This is a genomic window from Asaia sp. BMEF1, from assembly GCF_051628905.1.
In the GTDB taxonomy this organism is placed as follows: domain Bacteria; phylum Pseudomonadota; class Alphaproteobacteria; order Acetobacterales; family Acetobacteraceae; genus Asaia.
This window is the reverse complement of sequence record NZ_CP157575.1, coordinates 2,420,763-2,443,914: the sequence shown is the minus strand read 5'-3', so window position 1 is coordinate 2,443,914 and position 23,152 is coordinate 2,420,763. Positions and strand designations below refer to the sequence as shown.

Sequence of the window (23,152 nt, the reverse complement as noted above, 5' to 3'; positions counted from 1 at the left end):
CCCCTTACCGGGCGGCTTTTTTATTGGAGGCGACATGAGCGCCGATGAATTCGTCCCGAGATCGGAATTCGAGCGCGAGAAAGAGATCACGCGCGAGTACTTCGCTCGGATAGGCGTACGTCAGGATAAATCTGACGCCCGGCATGACAGGTCAGAAGCGCAGCATCTTGAGCACGCCACCGAACTCAAGCAGCTCAAGACGCTGATTGTTGAGGGGTTCAGAGATCTCCGTTCAGACGTGCAGAGCTTGCGCTCATTCAGTCGCCGGTTTGCGGAGGGGCTAGCGGTCGGCGCGGGCATCTCATACGCGCTCTACCAAGCCATCCATGCAGCTTTGGGGGGGCATCTATGACCGGCATCGATATCGCGATCTCCCTCATCTCACGGGATGACTTCGAGGGGTTGAGCCTTAAGCCTTACCTGTGCCCCGCCAATTACTGGACGATCGGATACGGCAACCGCTTTCTCGCGGATGGTTCTCCGGTGACTGCGACCACCAAGCCGATCACCAAGGATCAGGCGCTCACCCTTCTGCGGCAGACCGTCATGACGCTGCAAGAAAAGCTGCGGTCCTTCGTGACCGCCCCGCTGACGGATTATCAGGAGGGTGCTCTGCTCTCCTGGCAGTTCAATGTTGGCAGCACTGCTGCGCAAGGCTCGACGCTGATCCGTCGCTTGAACCAGCACCTCTACAATGCCGCTGCGCAGCAGTTTCTCGTCTGGGACAAGGCCACCGTGAACGGGAAACTTGTCGTCCTGCGCGGCCTCCAGCGCCGCCGCAAGATGGAAAGCGACGTGTTTCTCGGACGGAACATCACCCTCTATCGACAGGCACCCGACTCATGAGCACGGTCCCAAAGACAACGTTATTATCTGTAGTAGCCGCGGCTAGCACCGCCGCAGCAATAAATTACGTCCCCGACTGGAAATCGTACCAGCAGACCGGCAACCCCGCCGACATCGTATCATCACCTACTGTGGCCTCAGCAATTGGCACAAAGGTGGATGCGGTCAACGGCCAGGCGCAAGGACTGCAAATCCAAGGCGGGACGCAGACGGTCACGGCCCCCGCTTTGGACCGGGGAGCTTCCATCGCCAATACGTTATACGTCGATCGGGCGACGGCGAATCTTACCGCCTCGCTCAGGGCCGACCTGTCGCAACTTGGGTTTCTGAACACCTACAGCAATACCGTCTCTGTTTGTGGCTCGGGGTGCGACTACACAAGAGTATCGGACGCCGTTCCTGCGGCCATTGCTATGGCGCACCGTTTCACAACCACGGGCGTGATTCAGGTCATGGTGTCGGACGGCACCTACAATGAGACAAACCAGGTCTTCACGAATGATCCATACGGCAGGTTCGTGCAGGTGATCGGCGATACGACAAATCCCGCCAATGTCGTCCTGAACTTCACGAACACCAAAGGCACGAACCTTGGTGGATTCTCGGCCTATAACGGCGGGCGCTTCGGGCTGATTGACGGAATGACGATCACCACACCCGCAGACGGAACGGGCGCCCTAGCCTCCGTCGACAGCTCCGGCCGCAATATATGGAACGCGCAAAGCTATGGCGCGGCTATCCAGGCCTATGGCGCGGGCTCTGCCATAAATCTTGGCTCTCACCTGATCGTATCGAACTTCTATTATGGCCTGGTGGCGGACAACAATGCTGGTATCGATGCCCCCTCTGGCGGCGTATCCATAATCAAATCCGGCGACGCCAATGCCATGGCAAGAGGTGGCGGCGTCATCGTCTGCACTCCCTGCACTGCAACAGACGCTTCTGATTACACGACGCCCAGCACGGCAGTTCTGGGGTCCAATTTCATCGCTGAACGGGGCGGATCGCTCTACATCGACGGCTCGACGGCCAGCAAAGCTCTTGTAAATGGCATTCTGGCGCTCTCCAACGGCGCCGGATGGGCTCACAATGTATCGCTCACTGGCGGCCTCAATAATGCGGGCAACGGTTTCGCAGTTTGGGAAGGCGGAGTACTCGAGCTAACCGGCTCGTCCGCCACGAAATACACCAACGGCGTGTCTGCCCAGAACTATAGCTATGCGTCTGTTGATGGGATGACTCTCAACGCCAATGCGGTCGGCATCATGTCGGATGGCGGTCGCATCGAAGGCAGCGGCGCCACTATCACAAACAACACGAGCTACGGCATCCAGGCCCTGCATCAGGGCAGCGTCGTCATGTACGGCACGGTCTCGAAAATGTCCGGCAATGCCGCGAATTTTGGCCAGCAGGCGTCGGGCACGCAAAGCGCCAGCAATACGACCTACACGGCGTCAAGCATCGACGTGCAGTGATCAGGAGAAAAACATGAACATCGACTGGCAGACGCTCTTTGCCCAGATCCTCCCGTTCGTCCCTGCCGCCTATGTGGGCGACATTACGACGATTGGGACTTTTCTCATCGCCCTGGCGGCGGTGATTGCCCGCTACTGGCCGAAGCCTGCGGACGGATCAAAGTGGCTCCCGCTTTACACTCTCGTCAATGCGATCGGCATGAACGGCAAGCACGCCGCAAATGCTGACGACGCGAAACCCTGACTGACGACACCGGCAGTCGGGCCGGGATCAGTCATTTCTCTCTTACAGCAGCGGCCTGATTCGGTCGCTCACTCATCGGAGGCCATCATGGCAGACACTGACAGCACCCTCAGCGTGATCGAGGGCATCGGCGCGAATATCGTTCCTGAACTCGTGGGCACTCTGCTCACCAAGTATGAGCCGAACTGCGATATTGCTGGCGCCAAGGCGGCAGTCTCTGGCCTCGTAGCCAATGCGATCGCGCTACAAAAAGCACTCGACACTCAGGTAGTGAAGGAGGCCCCCGCCAATGCGTAAACTCTGCATCCTGTTCGCCGCCTTCTGCCTCGTCGGGCTCACGGCCTGCGATGCCAGCCAGACCAACCTTCGCAAGGCCGGTTACGCCACCATCCAGGCGTACAACGCCACGGCCCCGCTCGCCCTCGCCTATGCCCAGCAGCCGAGCGCAGATCCGACGATCAAGGCGGAAATCAAGACGGCCAGTGCCGACGCGATGAAGGTCATCACGCCGCTAGGGGCCGATCTTCAGTCCTCCAACCCCCTCACTGCGCTTGAGGTATCAGCCGCAACCGCCGCAGTTGCCGCGCTTCAGGCCCAGATCGCCAAGGAGACCGTGAAATGAACGCAGCACTCATTGCCGCAATTGTGCAGGGCGTCGTTGCCGCTGTCGAGGAAGTGCCGAACATCATCCAGGTGATCGAGGACGCTATCGCCGCCAGCAAGTCCGGCACCGGCCCGACGACTGAGCAGATCGCCGCCGCGCTGAATCAGGCGCAGGCTACGGATGCTGCTATACAGGCTTCATAAGAGTGTCGGCAGCTCAGCCCTGAAAAGCACCGATTGCAAGCTGAGCCGCCGTTACGCTTATGCATCGCGCTCGACGTTCATAGCGCGGGCTTTGGATTCGTGTAACGTTAAAATAACGATGAGCCGTCGTTTGCGTGATTATCCTCCCGCTATCACTGGCCGTCTGGTTCGTGATGCGGGGGAGAGAGGAAGGAATCATATGGACAACAAGCAGCAAGGATCATCAGGCATCGGCCTCGAAGGCTTTTACACAAGCCAGATCCAGAACGAGCTATCCAGCCGCCTTGGCGTCGAAACGTTCATCGCTGCCGACCCTAGTGAGCGCGTTCAGATCACCATCAACGGTAAGACTGTGTGCGACAGGCCGGGGCCAGCCGTGATCAGCGTCATACACTTGGTGCGGCACACCAACATAGCTGTATGTCTTGATTCCATGACGGAATTTGATGTTCAATATGTGGTTAAAGGCATCATAATCCGCGTAGGCAATTGCGCTTGATTCCGGGAATAGCGGCATCTTCTTTTCCTTAAAAGAAAACCGCCTTGACCGATACCGCTTGTACAGGCAGAAGCCCGCGTGCTAGACAATTGGCATTGCCACCCGGCAGTTCTGGTGCTCGGTGGTTGATCAAGGGCGGGGGCCGAATCCCGCCCTTTTTCGTATCCACGTCAGGATACCACAACAGACAGTGGTCTTCACGCCCACGCTGAAACAGCAAAGGGCGGCCCGAAAGCCGCCCCTGCCTATCAACACCGATAAAGAAAAGCCGGGATTCGCCCCCTGTCCTTTTCAATCTCACGAGCGACTGAACCGCCCATGAGAACACCCATCGAATGGGTTAGCGCAGATTCGCACGATCTGGCCGGGCAGTACAAGGTAATTTTGGGAGAAACTGGCTGAGTGTGTTCGCCTGAACACCCGAGCCACTGTGTCAAATGGTGTTAAACCATTGAATCGGCTGGTCGGAGTGAGAGGATTCGAACCTCCGGCCCCTGCGTCCCGAACACAGTGCTCTACCAGGCTGAGCTACACTCCGAACCGATGGATGGGGCTATACTGCCAGTTTGGCGGCTCCGCAAGGGGGGTGACTCTCAAAGTCGGTGGGTTTCGGATTTTTCGTCGCGCTTTTTTTCGCGGCCCAGAACGTCGAACGCCTCCTCGACGCTCGAAACGACAGTGTATAGGCGGCGCGCGGACGGATCGGCCAGCCCCTGTTTGATCGACGCTTCAAGAGCCGCGATCACATGGACCGCCCAGTTGGCGACGTTCACGATCAGGATCGGCTTGTCATGCAAAGAGAGCTGGCGCCAGGTCAGGATCTCCATGAGCTCATCGAACGTGCCGAGCCCGCCCGGCAAAATCAGAAACGCGTCGGCTTTGGCGAACATCAGCCGTTTGCGCTCATGCATCGACTCGGTGACGATCAGATCGGTCACCCGGTCGTTCATCACCTCGCGATCATGCAGAAATGTCGGGATAATGCCGGTCACTTCGCCGCCCGCCGCGAGTGCTGCCTCGGCTACAACGCCCATCAGCCCGACGGCGCCGCCACCATAGACGAGGTGAATATGCCGTTCCGCAAGGCCCTTGCCCGTTGCGCGGGCAGCTTCGGCAAATTCAGGCCAGGCACCAAGGCGCGAGCCGCAAAAAACAGCGGCAGCAGCGATCGTCATGTCGAACTCATCCTTTGATCAATGATGTCAGGCTTTGGCGACGCGACGCAGACGCATCACCTGCACGATGCCGAGAAATGTAATGCATGCCGTGAAGATGAACAGGGCCATATAGCCGGATGCGTGGATCACGAGCCCGAGCAGCGGGCCGGAAATGCCGATAGCCAGATCGAGAAACACCGAAAACGCGCCAAGCGCCGCACCGCGATTTTCCGCCCCTGCCCTGTCGACGGCCAGAACGCCGAGCGCGGGAAAGACCAGGGAGAACCCGGCCCCTGTCACGGCAGCGCCCAGAGTCGCCGCCTCGGCCGAAGGAAGAAATGCCAGGATCAACAGGCCCAGCGTTTCGACAGCCAGGGATATGATGGCCACGTTCGTCCCGCCGATGCGCCCGATCTGGCGGGCGAAGACAAAACGTACGATCACGAACACCATGCCGAACACGGCGAGGGCCTGGGCGGCGTCGGGCCAATGCTCGGCAGAAAAATACAGCGCCAGACAGGACGAAATCGCGCCGAACCCCACAGAACCCGCCGCTAGCGCACAGCCATGGGGCAGAACCAGCCTGAACACTTTTCCGAACGACATGGCAGGCGCGTCGTGTTTGATGGGCGCCACTGCGGGATAGGAACTCGCAAGCACCGTCCCTATGGCGGGCAGGATGGTGGAAACGATGCCCAGTGTGACGAGGCCGCCCCAGCCTCCACCCAGATGGGACATCTGCTCGCCTATGGTGGCGCCGAGCGCGATGCCGCCATAGGAAGTAATCCCGTTCCACGAAATGACCTGAGCCGTGTTCGCCGCGCCTGCGCGACGAATATTCCAGACGATCGCCGCTGTCGACGCCCAGCTTTCCGCCCAGCCCAGAGCAAGGCGGCTGGTAAAAAGACAGATAAGGGAAAGGGGTATGAAACCCGCGCTCAATCCCGAGACGAGCAGGAGGGCGCCAGAGCCGATGCCCAGCGCCAGACCGGCAACCGCTACCGGCTTTGGGCCCTGCGTGTCGATGCGGCGCCCGGCGGAAGCGCGAGATGCGAAAGTCGCAAAATACTGCAACGAGACGGCAAACCCGGCAATGACGGTATTGCAGTGCAGCACGCTGTGAACGAAGAGCGGAATGACGGCCATGGGGAGGCCGATCACGATGTAGATGATCAGATTGAGTGAAACGACCGACAGGATGCGTCCGATCGGAGAACGCAGCACCACATCCTGCCCCGCAGCCATTTTGATTTCCTTGAGTCGCTATTCGTTGTGAAGGGTCGGATTTTGCCAGCCCGGTGGCGCAATGTCACCCCGCGCCGACGAGTTTACCCCGGTTTTTCACGCTTATCCGGCGCCCAGAGCGCAGATGAGAATGGAAAAAACCGCACCGAGCCAGAGGGATGAGGAAGAAAACACCGTGAGCATGATGGCGGTTCCTGTTGCGAGAGAGAGGTCTCCTCCAAACGCAGCAGAATGAAAAAAGGCAGCGTCAGGACTCACCAAAAAGTGTCAATTGCGCCTTTTTTTCGTCACTTTCTGTTGTGAGTCCCGATAAGGACACGCCAATAAGCCTGATGGAACGTTCGAGCGGGAAAAAACCCTCAAGCAGCATCTCGGCCTGGGCGCTCAAACCGGCTTCATTCTCGAAGACCGCCGGGTTCGAACGCGTGCGCGTGGTAATCTGAAAATCGGCATATTTGAGCTTCAGCACCAGCGTACGACCGCTCATCGTCTGGGCCTGGCATTGTCGCCAGAGCTTGGCGCATAGCGACTGAACGACCCGACGTGCTTCTGGCAGAGTAGAGAGGTCAGATTCGAAAGTCGTCTCCGTGCCGATCGATTTGCGTATCCGGTCCGGCACGACGGGGCGGTCGTCTATGCCTCTGGCAATGGACGAATAGAAAGACGCAGCCTTGCCGAAATGGCGTGCGAGAAGATCGAGCGGGATCGCACGCAGATCGGCCCCCGTAAAAATGCCAAGCCGGTTCATCTTCGCCCGTGTTGCAGGGCCTATACCGTGAAATTGCTCTACGCGAAGCGAGGCGGCGAATTCCGGCCCCATGGCAGGGGTGATGACAAACTGCCCGTTCGGTTTGCGGTGGTCCGAGGCGAGCTTGGCCAGAAAACGATTATAGGAGATGCCCGCCGAGGCGGTGAGTCCGGTCTCATCATGGATTTCGGCCCGTATCAGCCGGGCGATATCCGTGGCCGAACCGTACTCCCGATAGAAACGGGTCACGTCGAGATAGGCTTCATCGAGCGAGAGCGGCTGAATGAGATCGGTGTAGCGGGCAAAGATCTCATGGATCTGCCGTGAGACCGCGCGATAGACGTCAAAGCGCGGCGGCACGAAAACCAGTTCGGGACATTGCCGCAAAGCAGTACGCGACGGCATGGCCGAGCGCACGCCAAAGCGACGAGCCTCGTAGCTTGCCGCAGCCACGACGCCGCGCCCCTCGCCACGCCCCACGGCTACCGGGCGTCCAACCAGTTCTGGCGCGTCACGCTGCTCGACGGAAGCATAGAAAGCATCCATGTCGATATGGATGATGCGACGCGTTGTTCCTGTCTCTGCGATCTCGACCATGAGACCTTTATGCCATCAGAAATCAGAACAAAACAAGATCATCCATGCCATCAGGTCGGCCGGTCAGGCAATCACATTCCAAAGCAGACCCGGCACATAGCGGGAAATTTCTGCGCGAACCGAAGGCGAAACCGCGTAGAGAACACGAAGAAACTCGTCATTGCTTGGTGCGACGGCCGCATCACGGATCCAACCGATGATGTCGCCGACCTTTGTGTGCAGACCTGGCGTGAAAGGCAAGGGCGAAGCGAACGCCTCGGGAGGCGCCAGGTCGCAGGGCTCAAGCGTGAGATACTCCCACTCACCTGCCTGATGGCGATTGACCTCGGTCACTCCCTGTCCATCATGCGGCGGCAGGAGAGCCAGATAATTATTCTGCATGGGGCTCATGAAAGCCACATGCCCCTCACCTTGATGCCTGAGCTGGAAAACGATTGTTTTCATCGCCCTGGGATCGATCGGGAACTTGATGAACGTATCGACATTGCCTGGCACATAAAGAGTGATCAGGTCGGGCGTGGCGGGGTCGATACTACCGATAACTTCTCTCAGGCCTTCGCGAACCGCGAAGGCCTCATCGGCATGAACCACCTGCCCCTGACGGGGCGAATAATAGAAATACGTGTCAAAGAAGCTGCGTATGCGGAACACGGAAGCCGGTCGAGATTCTGCAGGATCGGCCTTCAGGGCGACAACTTCCGAGATAGCGCCTGCCGCCACAAACCCGGTTTTCAAGCTCTGGACGGCGCTTTTGACCATCTCTTCATAAATTGGAGCAATATATCGCTCCAGCCGAGGCAACAATGCGAGCGGCTCAAGATCAGTCACGTCGTTTCGATTGAAATGGTCCCAATAACCCGACGAATCCGTTAGATCGACATTCAGCCGGCGTTTGATGCGCTGAATATAGTGCTCCATGCTTCGGCAGATGTAATGCATAACGAAGGCGTGTGACCATTCGATCTGCTGGACGGAATTGGCGCTTTCAACATATTTGCCGCTGGGACGAGCATAACGCTCGGTGGCTACGTCAAACCAGTGCGGCGTGCCATAGTCGGTACCCATTTTCTCCGGTCGGACGAAGCTCTTGACCAGAACGTTGTCACCCAGTTCTTCTGTAGAGTGCTGCGTAAACACCTCGACTGTCGGCAGCTTTGGCCGGACCACGCGATTGGAGCTGCCATGGATACGCCAGGAAAAGGCGATGGCATCGGCGTGTTTGAAGCCGCGCAGAAACTCGGGAAGATTGTCGAAATGCCTCAGATAGAGATATTCGTCGCCGTCCAGAAAGCCGAGCCAGTCGAACTGATGTCGGCATTCCATCGCTGCCTCAAGGAACGAATCCTTCTGACGGTAATAGAAATCCGGCTGCTTGATCGGATCGGTTCTCTTCAGACGGATATCATAGCATTTGGCAGCAGCCTGAAGAATCTCCCAGGTGCCATCGGATGAGTGATCGTCGAAAATGAAGAACGTCTTCACACCCAGCGCCGCGTGCCATGCCACCCAACCTGCAATATCCGAGAATTCGTCCTTGACGAAAAGCGCAAGGGCGACGCTGGGAAGATTCTCGGCCATAAAGCAAACTCGCTGATCGGAATGAAGAGGGGCGAGTTATCGCACGTTACGTCAGCACGATCTACTCTGATTACGCTATACATTTTTTTCCTGCGTTGACTTGTTATGAAACAACAAGTCAACGCAGAACTGTATTTTTATATTAGCGCTTCACACACAGAAAATAGGCACAGACGCCACCTGAAACAATCATCCCAATCCTTCGACCCCTCATAGGGCTGCGGCATGAGGGGTTTGGAGACAGATATCAGAGCAAGGCATTAAGCTTATCTTGCGGGAAGGCTCTCGCGTATCAGCGCTTCGAGAAGGGCAATGGCCCCCTCGCTGTCGTTCAGACAGGGCACGAGCGTCAGCTCCTCGCCACCGGCCTCGACGAATTCCTCTCGTAGCTCATTACCGATTTCATCAAGGGTCTCGATGCAATCGCTGATGAAGCCGGGCATGATGACCGCTATACGGGTGATGCCCTGCTCGGGGAGCGCCGACACGAAGGGCGCCGTATAGGGCTGGACCCATTCCATCGGTCCGAAACGCGACTGATAGGTAATGGGCATCTGCTCTTCGCTGAGGTTGAGCGCCGTGCGCAGGGCGCGCAACGTGCGCTCGCAATCTTCAGGGTAATAATCCCCTTTCTCGACACAGAGCTTGGGCAAGCCGTGGAACGAGGCAACAAGACGCTGCGGCTTCCAGGCAAGCGACGCCAGATGATCGCGCACGCTTTTTTCAAGCGCCGCAATATAAGCGGGATGGTCAGGAAAGGCTGGCAGAGTCTGCACCGCAGGCTGGCGACGCAACGTCATCAGATAACGGAAAAGCTGGTCGTTGGCCGTCGCCGTCGTGGTTGCGCTATATTGCGGGTAGAGCGGCAGGAAGACCAGCCGGTCACAGCCCTGATCCATCAGCTCTTCGACTGCATCGGCGATGGAAGGTTTGCCGTAGCGCATACCCCACGCAACAGGGCATTCGCCTTCGAGGCGCGCGGCAAGCTTCTCAGCCTGGGATCGCGTGTATACTCTGAGGGGGCTCGCGTCTTCTTCGCGGTTCCAGATGCGCCCGTAGGCCTCGCCACTTTTCGACGGGCGAGTTGTCAGAATCACGCCCTGAAGTATGGGCTGCCAGATAGCAGGCGGTGCCTCTATTACCCGGCGATCGGAGAGGAACTCGCCGAGGTAGCGACGAACCGAAAAGTAATCGGTGCCATCTGGGGTACCAAGATTGGCGATCAGGACGCCTGTCTTGCCACCAGCCGGGACCGGATGCGTGGGGATATTGCTCTTGAACGCCATGTCTCTCAATCAAATCATCAAAGGTCAGAGAGACGAAAACAGTTCAGCGCGAATTCGGTTTCCGTTTGACGCGCACCGGAACCAGTTTCGGAGCCGGCGCAAGGCGAAGGGCGCCAAGAGCGACGAGGGCAAACAGGCCAGCGGCGAGCGTGTCGATAACGGGCATTGTCATCTCCGTTCAGGCCATTGCAGCACAACCCTGCATCCACCCTGGAAGAGAGTTTGGCATCACGCGTTGCGCACGCAATGCCAAACTTACATGAATGACAAAATTGTAATGATTTTGGACTGAATCAGCCGTTCTGCTTGATCAGATCGAGGGCGATCAGCGCCTCGGCGATCTGCACAGCATTAAGGGCCGCCCCTTTGCGCAGATTATCGGAGACGCACCACAGTGCGAGTCCGTTTTCGACCGTGTCGTCGATACGCAGGCGCGATACGTAGGTCGCATCCTCACCGACACATTCGATCGGGGTGACGTAACCGCCATCATCGCGCTCATCACGCAGGATGACGCCATCGGCCTCACGCAGGGCTTCACGCGCCCGGGCCAGATCGACCGGCTCTTCGCATTCGATATTGATGGACTCGGAGTGACCGATAAAGACCGGCACGCGCACGCAGGTCGCTGCCACCTTGATATCGGGATCGAGAATCTTGCGCGTCTCGACCGCCATCTTCCACTCTTCCTTAGTGGAACCATCCTGCATGAAGCTGTCGATATGCGGGATGACGTTAAAGGCAATCTGCTTGGTGAACTGGGCAATCGTCGGCGGATCGCCCACAAAGCTGCCTTTGCACTGGGCAAACAGCTCGTCCATCCCGTCCTTGCCTGCGCCCGAAACGGCCTGATAGGTCGAGACGACGATGCGCTTGATCGTGAACAGATCATGCAGCGGCTTGAGGGCCACCACCATCTGCGCGGTCGAACAGTTCGGATTGGCGATGATATTGCGCTTCATCTTCTTCAGCGCATTGGCATTCACCTCCGGCACCACCAACGGCACGTCCGGGTCCATACGAAAATGCGAGGTATTGTCGATCACGATACAGCCGGCAGCAGCAGCGCGCGGCGCATGAACGGCAGAAATCGAGGCGCCAGGCGAGAAGAGGGCGATATCCCAGCCGTTGAAGTCGAAGGTTTCGAGATTCTGGATCTTCAGGACCTTCTTGTCACCGAAAGACACCTCCTGCCCCGTAGAACGGGCCGAGGCAAGCGCCGCCACCTCGGACACAGGAAAATCTCTCTCGGCAAGAATGCGCAGGAGCTCACGACCTACAGCACCAGTCGCACCCACGACCGCAACGCGGTATCCCATTATCACATTACCTCAGTCAGAATTCGACGGTCACCGTGCGAATGACAGACGCTTGAGCAGCGCCGACAGACGATGACGGCGCAGTTCATAGCGCGCCTTGTTATTCGTGGCCATGTAATTCAGCTGGATAGTGTAGCGCGGGCCGACATACTGCCTGTGTCCGTGCCAGGTTTTGGGACCATTGGGGAAGATGAGCAGCGTGCCATGGGCAGGCTTCACCTCGACATCGTAATCCTCAAGATTATCCGGCCCGTTGAGCAAACGCAGACAGCCTTCCTGAGCTGACCAGGCAGCACTTTCCGGGTTGAGATAAAGCAGGATGGTCACAAGCTTGGCTTCCGAGTCACGATGGATACGACCATCCTTCTCACGCGTGCGACCGCGAAGGGTCAGCATGCTTGGCGCGCTCTCGATATCGAGGCCGAACTTCTGGGCCACGATCTTTTTGAGGCGCGGCCCCTGCAGCTCTTTCGTCAGCGCCTTTACAGTCGGATGCAGCTTGAGCCCTTCGGGCGGGAAAGACCCGCCAGAGCGCATCTCCGGCATCAGATTGATAAGAACTTGGAGGTCCTCTTCGCGCACGAAGTTGGGGACGACCACATGTCTGAACGGTGCCTCGCTGATCGGGGTCCGTTCAAGGGCTTCGTATTGAAGAGCGATCTGTGACATGGAAGGCGAGCCTATTCCTGCTGCCTCCCACAGACAAGACGCTTCTTAGCCTTTCATACGATGATGCAGGTGACGCACGGCGCTATTACGCACGAATTGCGTATAGCCAGCACCGATGCGGTCGGTATCGGAGAAGCATGAGCGCAAGGAGACCCTCGTCGCCTGTCGATCCTGCCCCGGCACATAGGCCGTGCGCACGAGATGCGGCGCCGTCGAGCATCGCAGGGCAGCCCGGCTGTCGAAATCCATACGCCGCCCCTGCTGCTCGACAGGATGCTCTGGGGCCGCCAGACCCACACCGGATCCCGTTACCAGTAGCGAAAACGTGACTGCCGCCAGTATGGGCATGCGACGCATGACAGACCCCTCCAAACTGCATTATCGGAACACGCGTGAATGGGTTAGATCCTCGGCGCGCTCTGGTGCGGAGTCTATAGACGGGATCCGGCATTGAAAGTTTCGACTCTTTCTGGTCCCATCTTCAGAACGTGCGATTGTGAACTGAAATCGTTCGGAAAAGTTTTATGCTTGTTGCTGTCAGGCAAGAGTTCCATGGTTTTTTGCGCCATGAGAGTGCCATTTTGAGACGCTATGCAGATCTGCGAGAAACAGCCGGGGAGGGCTGCAAGCATGGGTGAGATCGGTTCGTTACCAAGCGCGTTGAACGGGGCCAACACAGTCTATCTGGCCGACCTTCATGCCAAGTGGAGTGCAGACCCAAGAAGCGTCGATCCGTCCTTCGCAGACCTGTTCAAGGCGCTCGACGCCGAGAGCCTCGCTGCCCTGACCGGCGCGGCGGCGACGAGCCTTCCCCATCCGGGCGCCGATCGCCCGGCCTGGGGTGAGCACGCCTCCTTGCTCGACTCCCGCTCGCAAGGCCAGATGGCACCGAGGTCGAACACGGAGTTCTCGGCCACCGATCTGCTTTCGAGCGTCGATGACAGTGTACGTGCCATCCAGCTTGTGCGCGCCTATCGCGTGCGCGGGCATCTTGAATCGCGCCTAGACCCGCTCGGTCTTCAGGTGCCGAAATCCTATACCGAGCTCGACCCCGCGACCTATGGCTTCGGCCCTAATGACCGCGACCGCCCGATCTATCTCGGCCAGATGGTCAGCTCGCTTCTGCCTGAGCGCGCCAGCGCGACGATCAACGAGCTGCTTGCCGCTCTGCGTCAGACCTATTGCGGCCCGATCGGTGTGGAATACATGCATATCCAGGACGCCGCCCAACGCCTGTGGCTGCAGCACCGGCTCGAAGGGGATGACTGGCGCCACACCTTCTCTGCCGCAGAGAAAAAGACCATCTTGAACCAGCTCACCGAAGCTGAAGGCTTCGAAAGCTTTTGCCAGAAGCGGTTCACCGGCACAAAGCGTTTCGGCCTCGAAGGTAGCGAAGTCACCATTCCGGCGCTTCACGCCATTATCGAGCAATCGGTGCGGCACGGCACGCGCAGCGTCTCGGTCGGTATGGCCCATCGTGGCCGACTGAATGTGATGGCAAATGTGGTGCAAAAGCCCTTCGCCGCGATTTTCTCGGAATTCGCCGGGGCCTCCTTCAAACCGACCGATGTGCAAGGCTCGGGCGACGTCAAATATCATCTCGGCACAGCGGCCACGCTGCATGTCTCGAACGAAAAAGTGCGCGTTACCCTTCTGCCGAACCCTTCCCATCTCGAGGCGGTCGATCCGGTCGTGGTGGGGCGCGTGCGCGCCATTCAGGATTCCGAAGGCTGTGTCGGGCTCGAAAACCGCTATCGTCATCTCGGTCTGCTGATCCATGGCGATGCCGCTTTCGCCGGTCAGGGTATCGTTTACGAGACCATGGCGATGTCGCAGCTCATAGGTTATCGCACCGGTGGCACGATTCATGTGGTAACCAATAACCAGATCGGCTTCACCACGATCTCGGCTCATGCGCATTCGGGATTTTACTGCACCGATATCGCCAAGGCCGTTCACGCGCCGATCCTGCACGTCAATGGCGACGAGCCGGAAGCGGCTGCCTATTGCGCGCGTCTGGCCGCCGATTATCGCCGCGAATTTGCCGCCGACGTCGTGCTCGATCTCGTATGCTATCGCCGTCACGGCCATAATGAGGCGGACGAACCCGCCTTCACGCAGCCCACGATGTACAAGGCCATCGCGGCCCGCCCGACGACGCGTGCGCTTTATGCCAAGCGCCTGGCCCGCGAAAAGATCATTGATGCCGAGACGGCAGACGATCAGTTCCAGTCTTTTCAGGACCATCTGCAGAACCAGTTCGAAGCCGCGAAGTCCTACGAGCCCAGTCGCGAAGACTGGCTGGAATGCAACCAGGACCCCTCGCGCCTTTCGGACGAGCCCCTGCGCGAGCAACCGGTCACGGGCATCAGCCTCTCCGGCCTGCAACGCGTCGGCGCGGCGTTGACCCGCATTCCAGAAGATTTCGCGATGCATCCGCGCCTCCGTCGCGTCATCCAGGCACGCGGCCAGGCGATCGAGACCGGCGCAGGCATCGACTGGGCCCTCGGTGAGGCTCTCGCCTTCGGTTCGCTGCTGCTTCAGCATCATCCCGTGCGCCTTTCGGGTGAAGACTGCCAGCGTGGCACGTTCAGCCAGCGCCATGCCGTTCTGGTCGATCAGCTCAACCAGAGCGACTATGTGCCGCTCAACAACATTGCCGATGGTCAGGCCAAGATTGAGGTCTACAACTCCCTCCTCTCCGAATTCGGCGTTCTGGGCTTTGAATACGGCTACACACTCGCGGCGCCGAATTCGCTCGTACTCTGGGAGGCGCAATTCGGCGATTTTGCCAATGGCGCGCAGGTCATCATCGACCAGTTCATCGCCTCGGGTGAAACCAAATGGCTGCGTACTTCCGGCCTGGTGATGCTTCTGCCCCATGGTTATGAAGGTCAGGGTCCAGAGCATTCTTCAGCGCGTCTGGAACGCTATCTCCAGCTTTGCGCCGAGAATAATCTGCGTGTCTGCAACATCACCACTCCGGCCAACTACTTCCATGCCCTGCGCCGTCAGATTGCGCGTGAGTGCCGCAAGCCCCTGATTATCATGACGCCGAAATCGCTTCTGCGTCACAAGGAGGCGGTGTCCGATCTGGTCGATTTCGGACCGGAAACGCGTTTCCGCACGGTGCTACCAGAGACCGATACCCTGCTTCCCGATGAGGAAATCAAGCGCGTCGTTCTGTGCTCGGGCAAGGTCTATTACGATCTGCGTGCAGCAAGGCGCGAGATGGAGCGCAAGGACGTGGCAATTCTGCGCCTGGAGCAGCTTTATCCCTTCCCGCGCGATGTGCTGTCACAGCAACTGGCGCGCTACCCGAACGCAAAGATCGTCTGGTGTCAGGAAGAGTCGCAGAATGGCGGCGCCTGGTCTTTCGTCGATCGTCGCATCGAGAACTCGGCCGAGCGCTGCAATCATGCCCAGCCGCGACCGCTTTATGTCGGCCGAAAAGCCTCGGCTTCGCCTGCCACCGGCCTCGCTAGCGAGCATATGGCCGAGCAGACCGCGCTGGTGCGGGAAGCGCTCGGTTAAGGCGAGAGAGAGCCTGACGCCACCGAAACTGATGAGAGCTTTCTCTCCTCAGTTTCGGATAGAGCGGTCCCGCCTCAGATAAGCGCAGAATGCTGCGCGCAGGCTCTCACCATATGTTTCGTCAGATCTGTGAGTAAGGCGCTCTTCAACCGGGGAGTTACCCAATACAACTCAACATCGACCGGGTAATCCGGGTCGATGACGACCAATTCGCCCTTTTCGAGAAAACGCTGGACCAGAGCTGAAGGCTGCAACGCCCAGCCAAGACCACGCACCGCGAAGTCGATCAGCGCCTGGGTAGATGGCACATAATGCGTGCGGCGCAGTTCCGTGTCGAAACCACGTATTTCGCGCCATCGCCGCTGTACCGAATCCCGATTGTCAAAACAGAGACAAGGTGCCGCCGCGATTGACGTGTCAGTAAGCCCCTCGTTGAGATAGCGCGTAACGAAAGCGGGGCTTGCGCAAGCAAGGTAACGCAAACGCCCTATCGGGACAGATTTACATCCCGGCACAGGGTCGGTCTGCGCGGTAACGGCTGCGGTGACCTCCCCTGAGCGAAGCCTGTCTGCCGTAAGCGCCTCGTCCTCCACCAGCAGGTCGAGGCAGATATTCAGATTTTCTGCGCAATGCGTTGCGACATCCGGCAGCCATGCAGCAAGGCTGTCTGCGTTTACGGCTACGCGTATCGTCACAACGGGATGATCGGCTTCGTCCGTAGCACCCGACAGATGCGGAATTTCCGCCTCGAGCAGGCGTACCTTGTCGACATGTGCCGCCAATGTTTCGCCCAAGGCAGTGGCTCTGCAGGGCTGACCGCGCACGATCAGCAGCGCCCCCAGACGCTCCTCATAGCCTCGGACACGCTGAGACACGGCCGATGGTGTAATACGCAGTTTGCGCGCAGCGCCTTCAAACGACCCTTCGCGGATCACGGCACTAACGGCGCTCAGGCAGGCATAATCAAGCATGAATTAAGTTTTCCTGTTTTCTGGTTAAAAAAACAAGTTTTCCTTGCCATGCTGGTTTTAGCTATCGACACAGCATGATGTTGCATGCCGCCCCTTTCATGACAGGCTTTGCCCTCTTCGCCTCCCTGAGCGTCGCGATCGGACCGCAGAGCCTGTTCGTGCTTCAGCAAGGTCTGAGAAAAAACCATACCGGTCTCATCGTTCTCTTCTGCAGCCTCTCGGATGTAGCCTTGATCGTTGCGGGGGCCGGCTTTGCCCATGGCGTTTTTCTACTCCGCCCGACCCTGGCACGAGGGCTGACACTGGCAGGCGCCGTTTTCCTGCTCTGGAATGGCATAAGGTCCCTCAAGCAGGCGATGGATGCAAGAACCATTGCGGGAAAAGAACAAAACCCTTTTTCGTGTCGTACCACCCTGCTTGTCGCAGCCGGATTCACCTGGCTCAATCCGCAAGTCTATCTCGACACGGTGCTGCTGATCGGATCCGCCACACTCGCACAACCGCCACCATTCAGACCCTCCTTTTCCGTGGGAGCGATAATGGCGAGCTTCCTCTGGTTCACAGCCCTCGGTTACGGCGCGCGGCTCCTTCGGCCAATCTTCACCGGACAACGTCCACGCCAATATCTCAATATTCTCACGGGCAGCGCGATGCTCTGCCTTGCTGTGCTCGCCATCAGAACCGCGCTCGGCCCGCCATTTCCATTCCCCAGCTGAATCGATCCGAAACTCACGAGACACCGAGACACCGAGACACCGAGACACCGAGACACCGAGACAAATTCATCCCGCTTTCATGCAGAAAGAAATCAGGACATGGCGCATATCGTCAAATGGAGTTTGCCCAGCTACAAAACGGGGCCCGGTGGGAAAATTATTTCGCTCGGCATATCGACGCTTCATGTGGATTTCGACCGCAAGCGCTATCAGATCGCGTTTGCGGATGGCACGACCGTTAACGGAAAAATTCTCACCTACTATTCAGGCGGCTCCTATCAGGCTTGGGGTATGATCGGTCTGGGTACCCAGACCGACCTCTATATGTTCGGAACGAACAGCGCCTTTTATCCCGGCTATCTCACTTATACTTTCCTCGGCAATAACGGTCTGGTGTGGCTACCGCAACCTTCAGGTATCGGACCGGTTATCAAGGCCAGTGACGCTGGATTTTCTTCGGCCAACCTGCCCGCAGGCCAAAAGGTATCGGCGATCTGTTATCTGCCAGGCACGATGATCACAACTCCGCAAGGCGCACGCGCGATTGAGGCGCTCCGTCCAGGCGATACAGTCATCGCCTGGACGGACGGTATCGCACAGCACGAGACGATCATCTGGACCGGCAAAGCGCGTCATATCGTCGATGTTCTTGCCTTCCATGACGATTGCGCAGGATATCCCGTCTGTTTCCTCAAGGGCTCGCTTGGCAACGGAACGCCCGATCGCGATCTGTTCGTCACGCCAGAGCATTGTCTGCACATCGATAGATGCTTTGTCCCGGCGCGCATGCTCGTTAACGGCAAGACGATTTTTTTCGATAAAACGATTACCGCCTATGATTATCATCATATAGAACTCGAACGGCACGCTGTTATCCAAGCGAATGGCGCAGCCAGCGAGAGCTATCTGGATACGGGAAATCGCCTCGTCTTTGAACAGGACGAACGTCCCGACTCACACAGCCAGTCTCAGATATGTCCTTACTCCTGGGAAAACGATGCCTGCGCGCCTCTCACTGTCGCACCGGAGTTCGTCAAACCGATATGGGAGCGCCTGTCGCCTTTGAGCGCAGAAACATTCCTCGCTCAGCGTAACACAACACGCGACCCAGATCTGCATTTGCTGGACAACGAGAGAGGTCTGAAGCTTCTGCCTTATCGCCGGGCTGGAAAAACCTGGCTCTTCCGAGTCCCAAACGTAAGAGCCGCCTATACCATTGCTTCCAACCATGCACGCCCGTGCAACGAATTCGGCCCGTTCATCGATGACCGTCTCCCTTGATCTCGAGAGAATTGCGCAATCCGGAGAAGGCTGGCATCGAGAGAAAACCGAACAAGGCTACTGGACAGATGGCGCCGCTTCCCTTGATCTAGCCGACATCTCCGCTATCGGGGCGGACACGCTCATCCTTTCCCTCACCATTGCTGAGACCAGGCGATATCCGCAAGAGGGCGCCCCCGCGTCTTACGATCAGACTACGACAGCCTAACGAAAGACTGCGCAATCAGATCAGCCGAGATAGCGAAGCGACGGCGCGACTAGGCCGATGCTGAAAAAGCAGGATGCTCGGCACATTGTTTTTTCAGATGCGCTGTCAATTCGTCGAGAATGGCGCTCTTCAAACGCGGTAATATCCAGTAGAGAGGCACCTGCAATCGCCTGCACGGATCGATCTCGACCAGATCGCCACTGGCGAGATGCGGGGCTGCCAGGGTAACCGGTTGCAGGCCCCAACCGAGGCCATTCAGGGTAAAATCGAGCACGCCACGGCTGGACGGGACATAGTGGGTCATCGGCGACAATTCGGGCCGCTCCATGAGTTCCAACCACTGTTTTTGCAGACTGTCCTGCGCTTCGAGACAGATGCACGGTGCGGCGTCGATCGCCTCAGGCGTCAACCCATCAGGGAAATAACGTGCCACAAAATCCGGCCGCGCGCAGGCCGCGTAGTGCATCGACCCAAGATACACGGCTTTACATCCTTGCAGCAGATCCGTTCGCGTCGTGACAGCCGCCATTACATCACCTGATCGAAACAGATCGGCTGTCATTGCAACATCCTCGACCTGCAGATCGATACAGATCCCCCTTTCCAAGGCATATTGCGTCATGACTTTAGGCAACCAGGTTGCCAGGCTATCAATATTGACGGCCAGTCGCAGCGCGATTTTTCCTTCATTTGTTGAAAGCGGTAGACCGGAAGTCTTGTGAATATCGGCTTCAAGCAACCGTACCTGCTCGACATGAGCGCTGAGCAATTGCCCCAATGCCGTTGGCTTGCAGGGATAGCCACGCACGATCAGAAGAGCACCCAGTCGATCTTCAAAGCTGCGGACCCGCTGTGACACCGCAGATGAGGTGATGCGCAGAACCCGTGCGGCGCCCTCGAACGAGCCTTCACGAATAACAGCGGCTACTGCGCTGAGCGCCGAATAATCAAACATATCTCAAGTTATGCTTAATGGGCCTAAGCATAACAAGTTTTTCTTAAGGACAAGTAACGTCTATGGTTACGCATGTCACCAACCTTCACCTTCCATCTTTCTGTCAAATACACTTATAATATGGGAAATGGAAAGTAAACAAAAATATACTATGCATTATATGATGCATATCGTTATTTTGTAATAATATAGCTTCTATATATCACTATAGAATGCATCGAATCATCGAGTGTTTCCATGTCTGATATCCAAAAATGGACTATTCCCTGCTACTCTAAAGGGCAGAATGGTGACGGAACTTCGATATGTTTTCTCGGTGTTGCCACGCTTTATATTGATTTTGATCGTAGGCAGTTCCAGATAGCGCTGACTGACGAAACGCCAATTACAGGCACGATCGAAACCTATTTATCGGGCGCAGCCTATCAAGCGTCCGATATGTTCGGTTTCAGCTCCAAAGACGCCACATATATGTTTGGTGATAATGACCGTTTCTATCCAGGCTATCTCCTCTGGTCCACGACCGGAGATGGCAGTCTGGTCTGGTCTTCCAAGCAGTCAGGCACTTACGGCCCTGCCATCAACGCTAGCAAAACGGGATTCACCTCCCCCTCGATCCCTGCTGGTGAGACCGTTGCGGCTATCTGCTATCTGCCTGGCACCGCTCTGATGACACCGGGCGGCGAGCGCCTGATAGAGAGTTTGAAGCCAGGCGACAGAGTAATCACCGTGCGCAATGGCGTCGAACAGAGTGAAACGATCATCTGGACGGGCAAGGCCAGACATAGTGTGGGCAGCGACAGGCTGGACGATGATCGCGCCGGCTATCCGATCTGTTTTCGCAAGGATGCACTCGGTGAAGGGAAACCCAATCAGGATCTGTATGTGACTGCCGAGCATTGCTTGTATCTCGGAGGATGCTTCGTACCTGCCCGGATGCTCGTTAATGACATGACGATTTTTTATGACCGTACGATCACCGATTACGAGTATCATCATATCGAACTCGAGCGACATGCAATCATCATGGCGAATGGCGTCGAAAGCGAAAGCTATCTCGACACCGGCAATCGAATGATTTTCGAGCAAAGCGCGCTGACAGGCTCCACGATACACCATTTGCCTCAGAACTGCTCCTGGCAGCACGATGCCTGCGCGCCACTGAACGTCACAACGGACTTCGTCAGAGAATTATGGGAACGCTTCTCTCCGATTACTCTGGAAAATCTCTATGCAGAGGAGGAGTTTACGTCCGAACCGGACCTGCATCTCGTCAGCCAGCACGGCGACCGCCTCGATCCGTTCAGGCAGACGGGGAATACGTATCTTTTCCGGCTGAGTGGGCCATTAGCCACGTATAAAATCACCTCACGTCGCGCCCGCCCATGTGATGAAAACGGCCCGTTTCTGGATGATCGTCGTTATTTCGGCGTGTTGATCTGCGATATGACACTTTGGGCCCGCGACAGGACCCTCTCTCTGGATCTGAAAGAAACATCCCATATCTGCTCGGGTTGGCATCGCACTGACCAGAACGAGGGGTGCTGGACGACCGGGTCTGCCAGTATCTGCCTGAGCCCAGGCATGGAAGAAGGGGACGGCCCTCGTGTCCTGTCCGTCACGATTACACGCACGCGAAGATATTCGTTAGGCGTTGGTGGGTTGCCGGGTCTTCCTACGCTCTTCGCATCAACGGGCAGAAGGAAAATAGCCCTACGCTGAAAAATAGGCTTTGTCTTTCTGCCATGCCCGACAGTCGATAGCCGTTTCCTGAAAACGAAAAGGAAATACCAAGGATCTCATGACTTATTTTAGACTGCCCTTACTTGTCCGCGCATTTGTCTGGGCCGGGTTCCTGATAAGCGCACCTGCCTTCGCCGACACGCTCGACGCGAAAATTGCCGCCAGCTTCGCACCGTTCAAAGAGCGCTACGCGGTGCCCGGCCTTGTGGTCAGCGTGACTGAAAACGGCGTACATCATTTCTATACGACGGGACTGGCGTCACGGGCCGATCATCGCCCGGTCACGCCTGACACGATTTTCGAACTCGGCTCAATGAGCAAGATCTTCAACGTGACTCTCGCTGCCCTCGCGGTAGAACGTGGCAAGATGAATCTGAGCGATACGGTCGCCCATCATCTTTGCGACGATCGCTGCACAATCGGCAACGATCTGACCCTTCTCGACCTTGCCACCCATCACTCGGGGGGACTCCCGCTTCAGGTGCCGGGAAGGGTCACCGATATCAAGGATCTGACCCGATGGCTCGAAGCGTGGCACCCCCCACAGCCCGGTGCACGCAGCTATTCCAATATCAGCATCGGCCTGCTGGGATACATCTCGGCCCAGTCTCTGGGCATGACCTACACAAAGGCCGTTCAGACGGTCCTTTTTCCCGCTTTCGGTCTGAGCCATAGCTGGATCGATGTGCCCGCCAGCGAGATGAAAAACTACGCATACGGCTATGACAAAAAAACCGATGCGCCCGAGCGGGTCCATCCCGGTCTGCTGGCAGCCGAAGCTTATGGCGTCAAATCGACACCCAGCGACATGCTGAACGTTCTGGATATCGAGATGGGGCTTGGCCACCCGCCGGAAGAATTGAAGCGCGCTGTCAAAATGACCCAGCAGGGCCGATACAAAACAGCCTTCTTCACGCAGGACATGATCTGGGAGCATTATCCCTGGCCAACAGCCCTACAACCGATGCTGCTGGGCAATGGGTATGACTTCATCATGAAACCGCACCCGGTCACGGTGATCGCATCGGCACCTGCTCATGAGCAGGAGGTGATTTTCAACAAGACCGGCTCGACCGACGGTTTTGGCGGCTATATCGCCATGATCCCTAGCAAGCACATCGGTGTCGTCGTACTGGCCAACAAAAACACACCAAACGAGGCCCGTGTCGAAGCGACATACAAGCTTCTGGATGCCCTTCTGGCGAAATAAGACTTTTCCCGCTGGGCGCGGCACAAACACGCCCAGCAGGAAAATTTCTGCAATTAACGCACCA

Annotated in this window: 24 protein-coding genes and 1 tRNA gene; 12 read left to right on the top strand and 13 right to left on the bottom strand. The window is 57.4% G+C overall.

The window, feature by feature from the left end:
- Positions 1-34: 34 nt before the first annotated feature.
- The 7 genes from ABHV46_RS10760 to ABHV46_RS10730 all read left to right on the top strand — a co-directional run bounded on the left by ABHV46_RS10760 (position 35) and on the right by ABHV46_RS10730 (position 3,372).
- Complete coding sequence (locus tag ABHV46_RS10760) at positions 35-352, top strand: hypothetical protein (protein ID WP_438381451.1); 318 nt, start codon at positions 35-37, stop codon at positions 350-352.
- Positions 349-846: a lysozyme gene (locus ABHV46_RS10755; protein WP_438381450.1), complete on the top strand. Its 498-nt coding sequence runs from the start codon at positions 349-351 to the stop codon at positions 844-846. The genes ABHV46_RS10760 and ABHV46_RS10755 overlap by 4 nt, the downstream gene beginning before the upstream one ends.
- A complete protein-coding gene (locus ABHV46_RS10750; protein WP_438381449.1) occupies positions 843-2,321 on the top strand; it encodes a hypothetical protein in 1,479 nt (492 codons plus the stop codon). Before ABHV46_RS10755 ends, ABHV46_RS10750 begins: the two co-directional genes overlap by 4 nt.
- Before the next feature lie 13 nt (positions 2,322-2,334).
- The gene (locus ABHV46_RS10745; protein ID WP_438381448.1) at positions 2,335-2,565 is read left to right on the top strand and encodes a hypothetical protein; all 231 of its coding nucleotides are present in this window, start codon (positions 2,335-2,337) and stop codon (positions 2,563-2,565) included.
- 87 nt (positions 2,566-2,652) lie between these two features.
- Positions 2,653-2,862 (top strand): hypothetical protein, encoded by a 210-nt coding sequence (locus ABHV46_RS10740; protein WP_336947210.1) that lies wholly within the window; start codon positions 2,653-2,655, stop codon positions 2,860-2,862.
- The gene (locus ABHV46_RS10735) at positions 2,855-3,187 is read left to right on the top strand and encodes a hypothetical protein (protein ID WP_438381447.1); all 333 of its coding nucleotides are present in this window, start codon (positions 2,855-2,857) and stop codon (positions 3,185-3,187) included. The genes ABHV46_RS10740 and ABHV46_RS10735 overlap by 8 nt, the downstream gene beginning before the upstream one ends.
- A complete protein-coding gene (locus tag ABHV46_RS10730) occupies positions 3,184-3,372 on the top strand; it encodes a hypothetical protein (RefSeq protein WP_438381446.1) in 189 nt (62 codons plus the stop codon). Before ABHV46_RS10735 ends, ABHV46_RS10730 begins: the two co-directional genes overlap by 4 nt.
- 271 nt (positions 3,373-3,643) lie before the next feature.
- On the opposite strand, the gene ABHV46_RS10725 is transcribed toward ABHV46_RS10730, so the two are convergent.
- The 11 genes from ABHV46_RS10725 to ABHV46_RS10675 form a co-directional block, all read right to left on the bottom strand.
- Positions 3,644-3,889, bottom strand: a complete 246-nt coding sequence (locus ABHV46_RS10725; RefSeq protein WP_438381445.1) for a KTSC domain-containing protein — start codon at positions 3,887-3,889, stop codon at positions 3,644-3,646.
- A gap of 443 nt (positions 3,890-4,332) precedes the next feature.
- Positions 4,333-4,409, bottom strand: a tRNA-Pro gene (locus ABHV46_RS10720).
- Between the two features lie 55 nt (positions 4,410-4,464).
- Positions 4,465-5,046, bottom strand: coding sequence for a TIGR00730 family Rossman fold protein (locus ABHV46_RS10715; protein ID WP_438381444.1), 582 nt, complete (start codon positions 5,044-5,046; stop codon positions 4,465-4,467).
- A gap of 27 nt (positions 5,047-5,073) precedes the next feature.
- Positions 5,074-6,273 carry an MFS transporter gene (locus tag ABHV46_RS10710; RefSeq protein WP_438381443.1) on the bottom strand — a complete coding sequence of 400 codons (1,200 nt, stop codon included), beginning with the start codon at positions 6,271-6,273 and terminating at the stop codon, positions 5,074-5,076.
- A 247-nt stretch (positions 6,274-6,520) separates the two neighbouring features.
- On the bottom strand, positions 6,521-7,618 hold the full coding sequence (gene dinB, locus ABHV46_RS10705) for a DNA polymerase IV (protein WP_438381442.1): 1,098 nt from the start codon (positions 7,616-7,618) through the stop codon (positions 6,521-6,523).
- Positions 7,619-7,681: 63 nt separating this feature from the next.
- On the bottom strand, positions 7,682-9,196 hold the full coding sequence (locus ABHV46_RS10700; protein WP_438381441.1) for a glycosyltransferase family 2 protein: 1,515 nt from the start codon (positions 9,194-9,196) through the stop codon (positions 7,682-7,684).
- Between the two features lie 266 nt (positions 9,197-9,462).
- Positions 9,463-10,482: a ferrochelatase gene (gene hemH, locus ABHV46_RS10695; protein ID WP_438381440.1), complete on the bottom strand. Its 1,020-nt coding sequence runs from the start codon at positions 10,480-10,482 to the stop codon at positions 9,463-9,465.
- A 43-nt stretch (positions 10,483-10,525) separates the two neighbouring features.
- Positions 10,526-10,648, bottom strand: a complete 123-nt coding sequence (locus ABHV46_RS10690) for a hypothetical protein (RefSeq protein ID WP_336945991.1) — start codon at positions 10,646-10,648, stop codon at positions 10,526-10,528.
- A 127-nt stretch (positions 10,649-10,775) separates the two neighbouring features.
- Complete coding sequence (locus ABHV46_RS10685) at positions 10,776-11,801, bottom strand: aspartate-semialdehyde dehydrogenase (protein ID WP_438381439.1); 1,026 nt, start codon at positions 11,799-11,801, stop codon at positions 10,776-10,778.
- A 30-nt stretch (positions 11,802-11,831) separates the two neighbouring features.
- Positions 11,832-12,470, bottom strand: coding sequence for a 2OG-Fe(II) oxygenase (locus ABHV46_RS10680; RefSeq protein ID WP_438381438.1), 639 nt, complete (start codon positions 12,468-12,470; stop codon positions 11,832-11,834).
- 45 nt (positions 12,471-12,515) lie between these two features.
- Positions 12,516-12,827, bottom strand: coding sequence for a hypothetical protein (locus tag ABHV46_RS10675; protein WP_438381437.1), 312 nt, complete (start codon positions 12,825-12,827; stop codon positions 12,516-12,518).
- A 273-nt stretch (positions 12,828-13,100) separates the two neighbouring features.
- Here ABHV46_RS10675 and ABHV46_RS10670 point away from each other — a divergent pair, with 273 nt between their 5' ends.
- The gene (locus tag ABHV46_RS10670) at positions 13,101-16,004 is read left to right on the top strand and encodes a 2-oxoglutarate dehydrogenase E1 component (RefSeq protein ID WP_336945987.1); all 2,904 of its coding nucleotides are present in this window, start codon (positions 13,101-13,103) and stop codon (positions 16,002-16,004) included.
- Between the two features lie 74 nt (positions 16,005-16,078).
- On the opposite strand, the gene ABHV46_RS10665 is transcribed toward ABHV46_RS10670, so the two are convergent.
- Entirely contained in the window at positions 16,079-16,975 is an 897-nt protein-coding gene (locus ABHV46_RS10665; RefSeq protein ID WP_438381436.1) for a LysR family transcriptional regulator ArgP, read from the bottom strand.
- A 74-nt stretch (positions 16,976-17,049) separates the two neighbouring features.
- Here ABHV46_RS10665 and ABHV46_RS10660 point away from each other — a divergent pair, with 74 nt between their 5' ends.
- Positions 17,050-17,691 (top strand): LysE/ArgO family amino acid transporter, encoded by a 642-nt coding sequence (locus ABHV46_RS10660; protein ID WP_438381435.1) that lies wholly within the window; start codon positions 17,050-17,052, stop codon positions 17,689-17,691.
- Positions 17,692-17,790: 99 nt separating this feature from the next.
- Positions 17,791-18,972: a Hint domain-containing protein gene (locus tag ABHV46_RS10655; RefSeq protein WP_438381434.1), complete on the top strand. Its 1,182-nt coding sequence runs from the start codon at positions 17,791-17,793 to the stop codon at positions 18,970-18,972.
- Positions 18,973-19,229: 257 nt separating this feature from the next.
- Here the strand turns inward: ABHV46_RS10655 and ABHV46_RS10650 are convergent, their stop codons facing one another.
- On the bottom strand, positions 19,230-20,135 hold the full coding sequence (locus ABHV46_RS10650) for a LysR family transcriptional regulator ArgP (RefSeq protein ID WP_438381433.1): 906 nt from the start codon (positions 20,133-20,135) through the stop codon (positions 19,230-19,232).
- A gap of 237 nt (positions 20,136-20,372) precedes the next feature.
- On the opposite strand from ABHV46_RS10650, the gene ABHV46_RS10645 reads away from it, so the two are divergent.
- Both ABHV46_RS10645 and ampC read left to right on the top strand, forming a co-directional pair.
- On the top strand, positions 20,373-21,857 hold the full coding sequence (locus tag ABHV46_RS10645; protein WP_438381432.1) for a Hint domain-containing protein: 1,485 nt from the start codon (positions 20,373-20,375) through the stop codon (positions 21,855-21,857).
- A gap of 79 nt (positions 21,858-21,936) precedes the next feature.
- Positions 21,937-23,088, top strand: a complete 1,152-nt coding sequence (gene ampC / locus ABHV46_RS10640) for a class C beta-lactamase (RefSeq protein ID WP_438381431.1) — start codon at positions 21,937-21,939, stop codon at positions 23,086-23,088.
- Positions 23,089-23,152: the final 64 nt, after the last annotated feature.

Excerpts from the sequence above, each read along its gene's own strand:
- ABHV46_RS10760 (WP_438381451.1), top strand. The coding sequence starts at position 35 with ATGAGCGCCGATGAATTCGTCCCGAGATCGGAATTCGAGCGCGAGAAA.
- ABHV46_RS10755 (WP_438381450.1), top strand. The coding sequence starts at position 349 with ATGACCGGCATCGATATCGCGATCTCCCTCATCTCACGGGATGACTTC.
- ABHV46_RS10750 (WP_438381449.1), top strand. The coding sequence starts at position 843 with ATGAGCACGGTCCCAAAGACAACGTTATTATCTGTAGTAGCCGCGGCT.
- ABHV46_RS10745 (WP_438381448.1), top strand. The coding sequence starts at position 2,335 with ATGAACATCGACTGGCAGACGCTCTTTGCCCAGATCCTCCCGTTCGTC.
- ABHV46_RS10740 (WP_336947210.1), top strand. The coding sequence starts at position 2,653 with ATGGCAGACACTGACAGCACCCTCAGCGTGATCGAGGGCATCGGCGCG.
- ABHV46_RS10735 (WP_438381447.1), top strand. The coding sequence starts at position 2,855 with ATGCGTAAACTCTGCATCCTGTTCGCCGCCTTCTGCCTCGTCGGGCTC.
- ABHV46_RS10730 (WP_438381446.1), top strand. The coding sequence starts at position 3,184 with ATGAACGCAGCACTCATTGCCGCAATTGTGCAGGGCGTCGTTGCCGCT.
- ABHV46_RS10725 (WP_438381445.1), bottom strand. The coding sequence starts at position 3,889 with ATGCCGCTATTCCCGGAATCAAGCGCAATTGCCTACGCGGATTATGAT.
- ABHV46_RS10715 (WP_438381444.1), bottom strand. The coding sequence starts at position 5,046 with ATGACGATCGCTGCTGCCGCTGTTTTTTGCGGCTCGCGCCTTGGTGCC.
- ABHV46_RS10710 (WP_438381443.1), bottom strand. The coding sequence starts at position 6,273 with ATGGCTGCGGGGCAGGATGTGGTGCTGCGTTCTCCGATCGGACGCATC.
- dinB (WP_438381442.1), bottom strand. The coding sequence starts at position 7,618 with ATGGTCGAGATCGCAGAGACAGGAACAACGCGTCGCATCATCCATATC.
- ABHV46_RS10700 (WP_438381441.1), bottom strand. The coding sequence starts at position 9,196 with ATGGCCGAGAATCTTCCCAGCGTCGCCCTTGCGCTTTTCGTCAAGGAC.
- hemH (WP_438381440.1), bottom strand. The coding sequence starts at position 10,482 with ATGGCGTTCAAGAGCAATATCCCCACGCATCCGGTCCCGGCTGGTGGC.
- ABHV46_RS10690 (WP_336945991.1), bottom strand. The coding sequence starts at position 10,648 with ATGCCCGTTATCGACACGCTCGCCGCTGGCCTGTTTGCCCTCGTCGCT.
- ABHV46_RS10685 (WP_438381439.1), bottom strand. The coding sequence starts at position 11,801 with ATGGGATACCGCGTTGCGGTCGTGGGTGCGACTGGTGCTGTAGGTCGT.
- ABHV46_RS10680 (WP_438381438.1), bottom strand. The coding sequence starts at position 12,470 with ATGTCACAGATCGCTCTTCAATACGAAGCCCTTGAACGGACCCCGATC.
- ABHV46_RS10675 (WP_438381437.1), bottom strand. The coding sequence starts at position 12,827 with ATGCGTCGCATGCCCATACTGGCGGCAGTCACGTTTTCGCTACTGGTA.
- ABHV46_RS10670 (WP_336945987.1), top strand. The coding sequence starts at position 13,101 with ATGGGTGAGATCGGTTCGTTACCAAGCGCGTTGAACGGGGCCAACACA.
- ABHV46_RS10665 (WP_438381436.1), bottom strand. The coding sequence starts at position 16,975 with ATGCTTGATTATGCCTGCCTGAGCGCCGTTAGTGCCGTGATCCGCGAA.
- ABHV46_RS10660 (WP_438381435.1), top strand. The coding sequence starts at position 17,050 with ATGATGTTGCATGCCGCCCCTTTCATGACAGGCTTTGCCCTCTTCGCC.
- ABHV46_RS10655 (WP_438381434.1), top strand. The coding sequence starts at position 17,791 with ATGGCGCATATCGTCAAATGGAGTTTGCCCAGCTACAAAACGGGGCCC.
- ABHV46_RS10650 (WP_438381433.1), bottom strand. The coding sequence starts at position 20,135 with ATGTTTGATTATTCGGCGCTCAGCGCAGTAGCCGCTGTTATTCGTGAA.
- ABHV46_RS10645 (WP_438381432.1), top strand. The coding sequence starts at position 20,373 with ATGTCTGATATCCAAAAATGGACTATTCCCTGCTACTCTAAAGGGCAG.
- ampC (WP_438381431.1), top strand. The coding sequence starts at position 21,937 with ATGACTTATTTTAGACTGCCCTTACTTGTCCGCGCATTTGTCTGGGCC.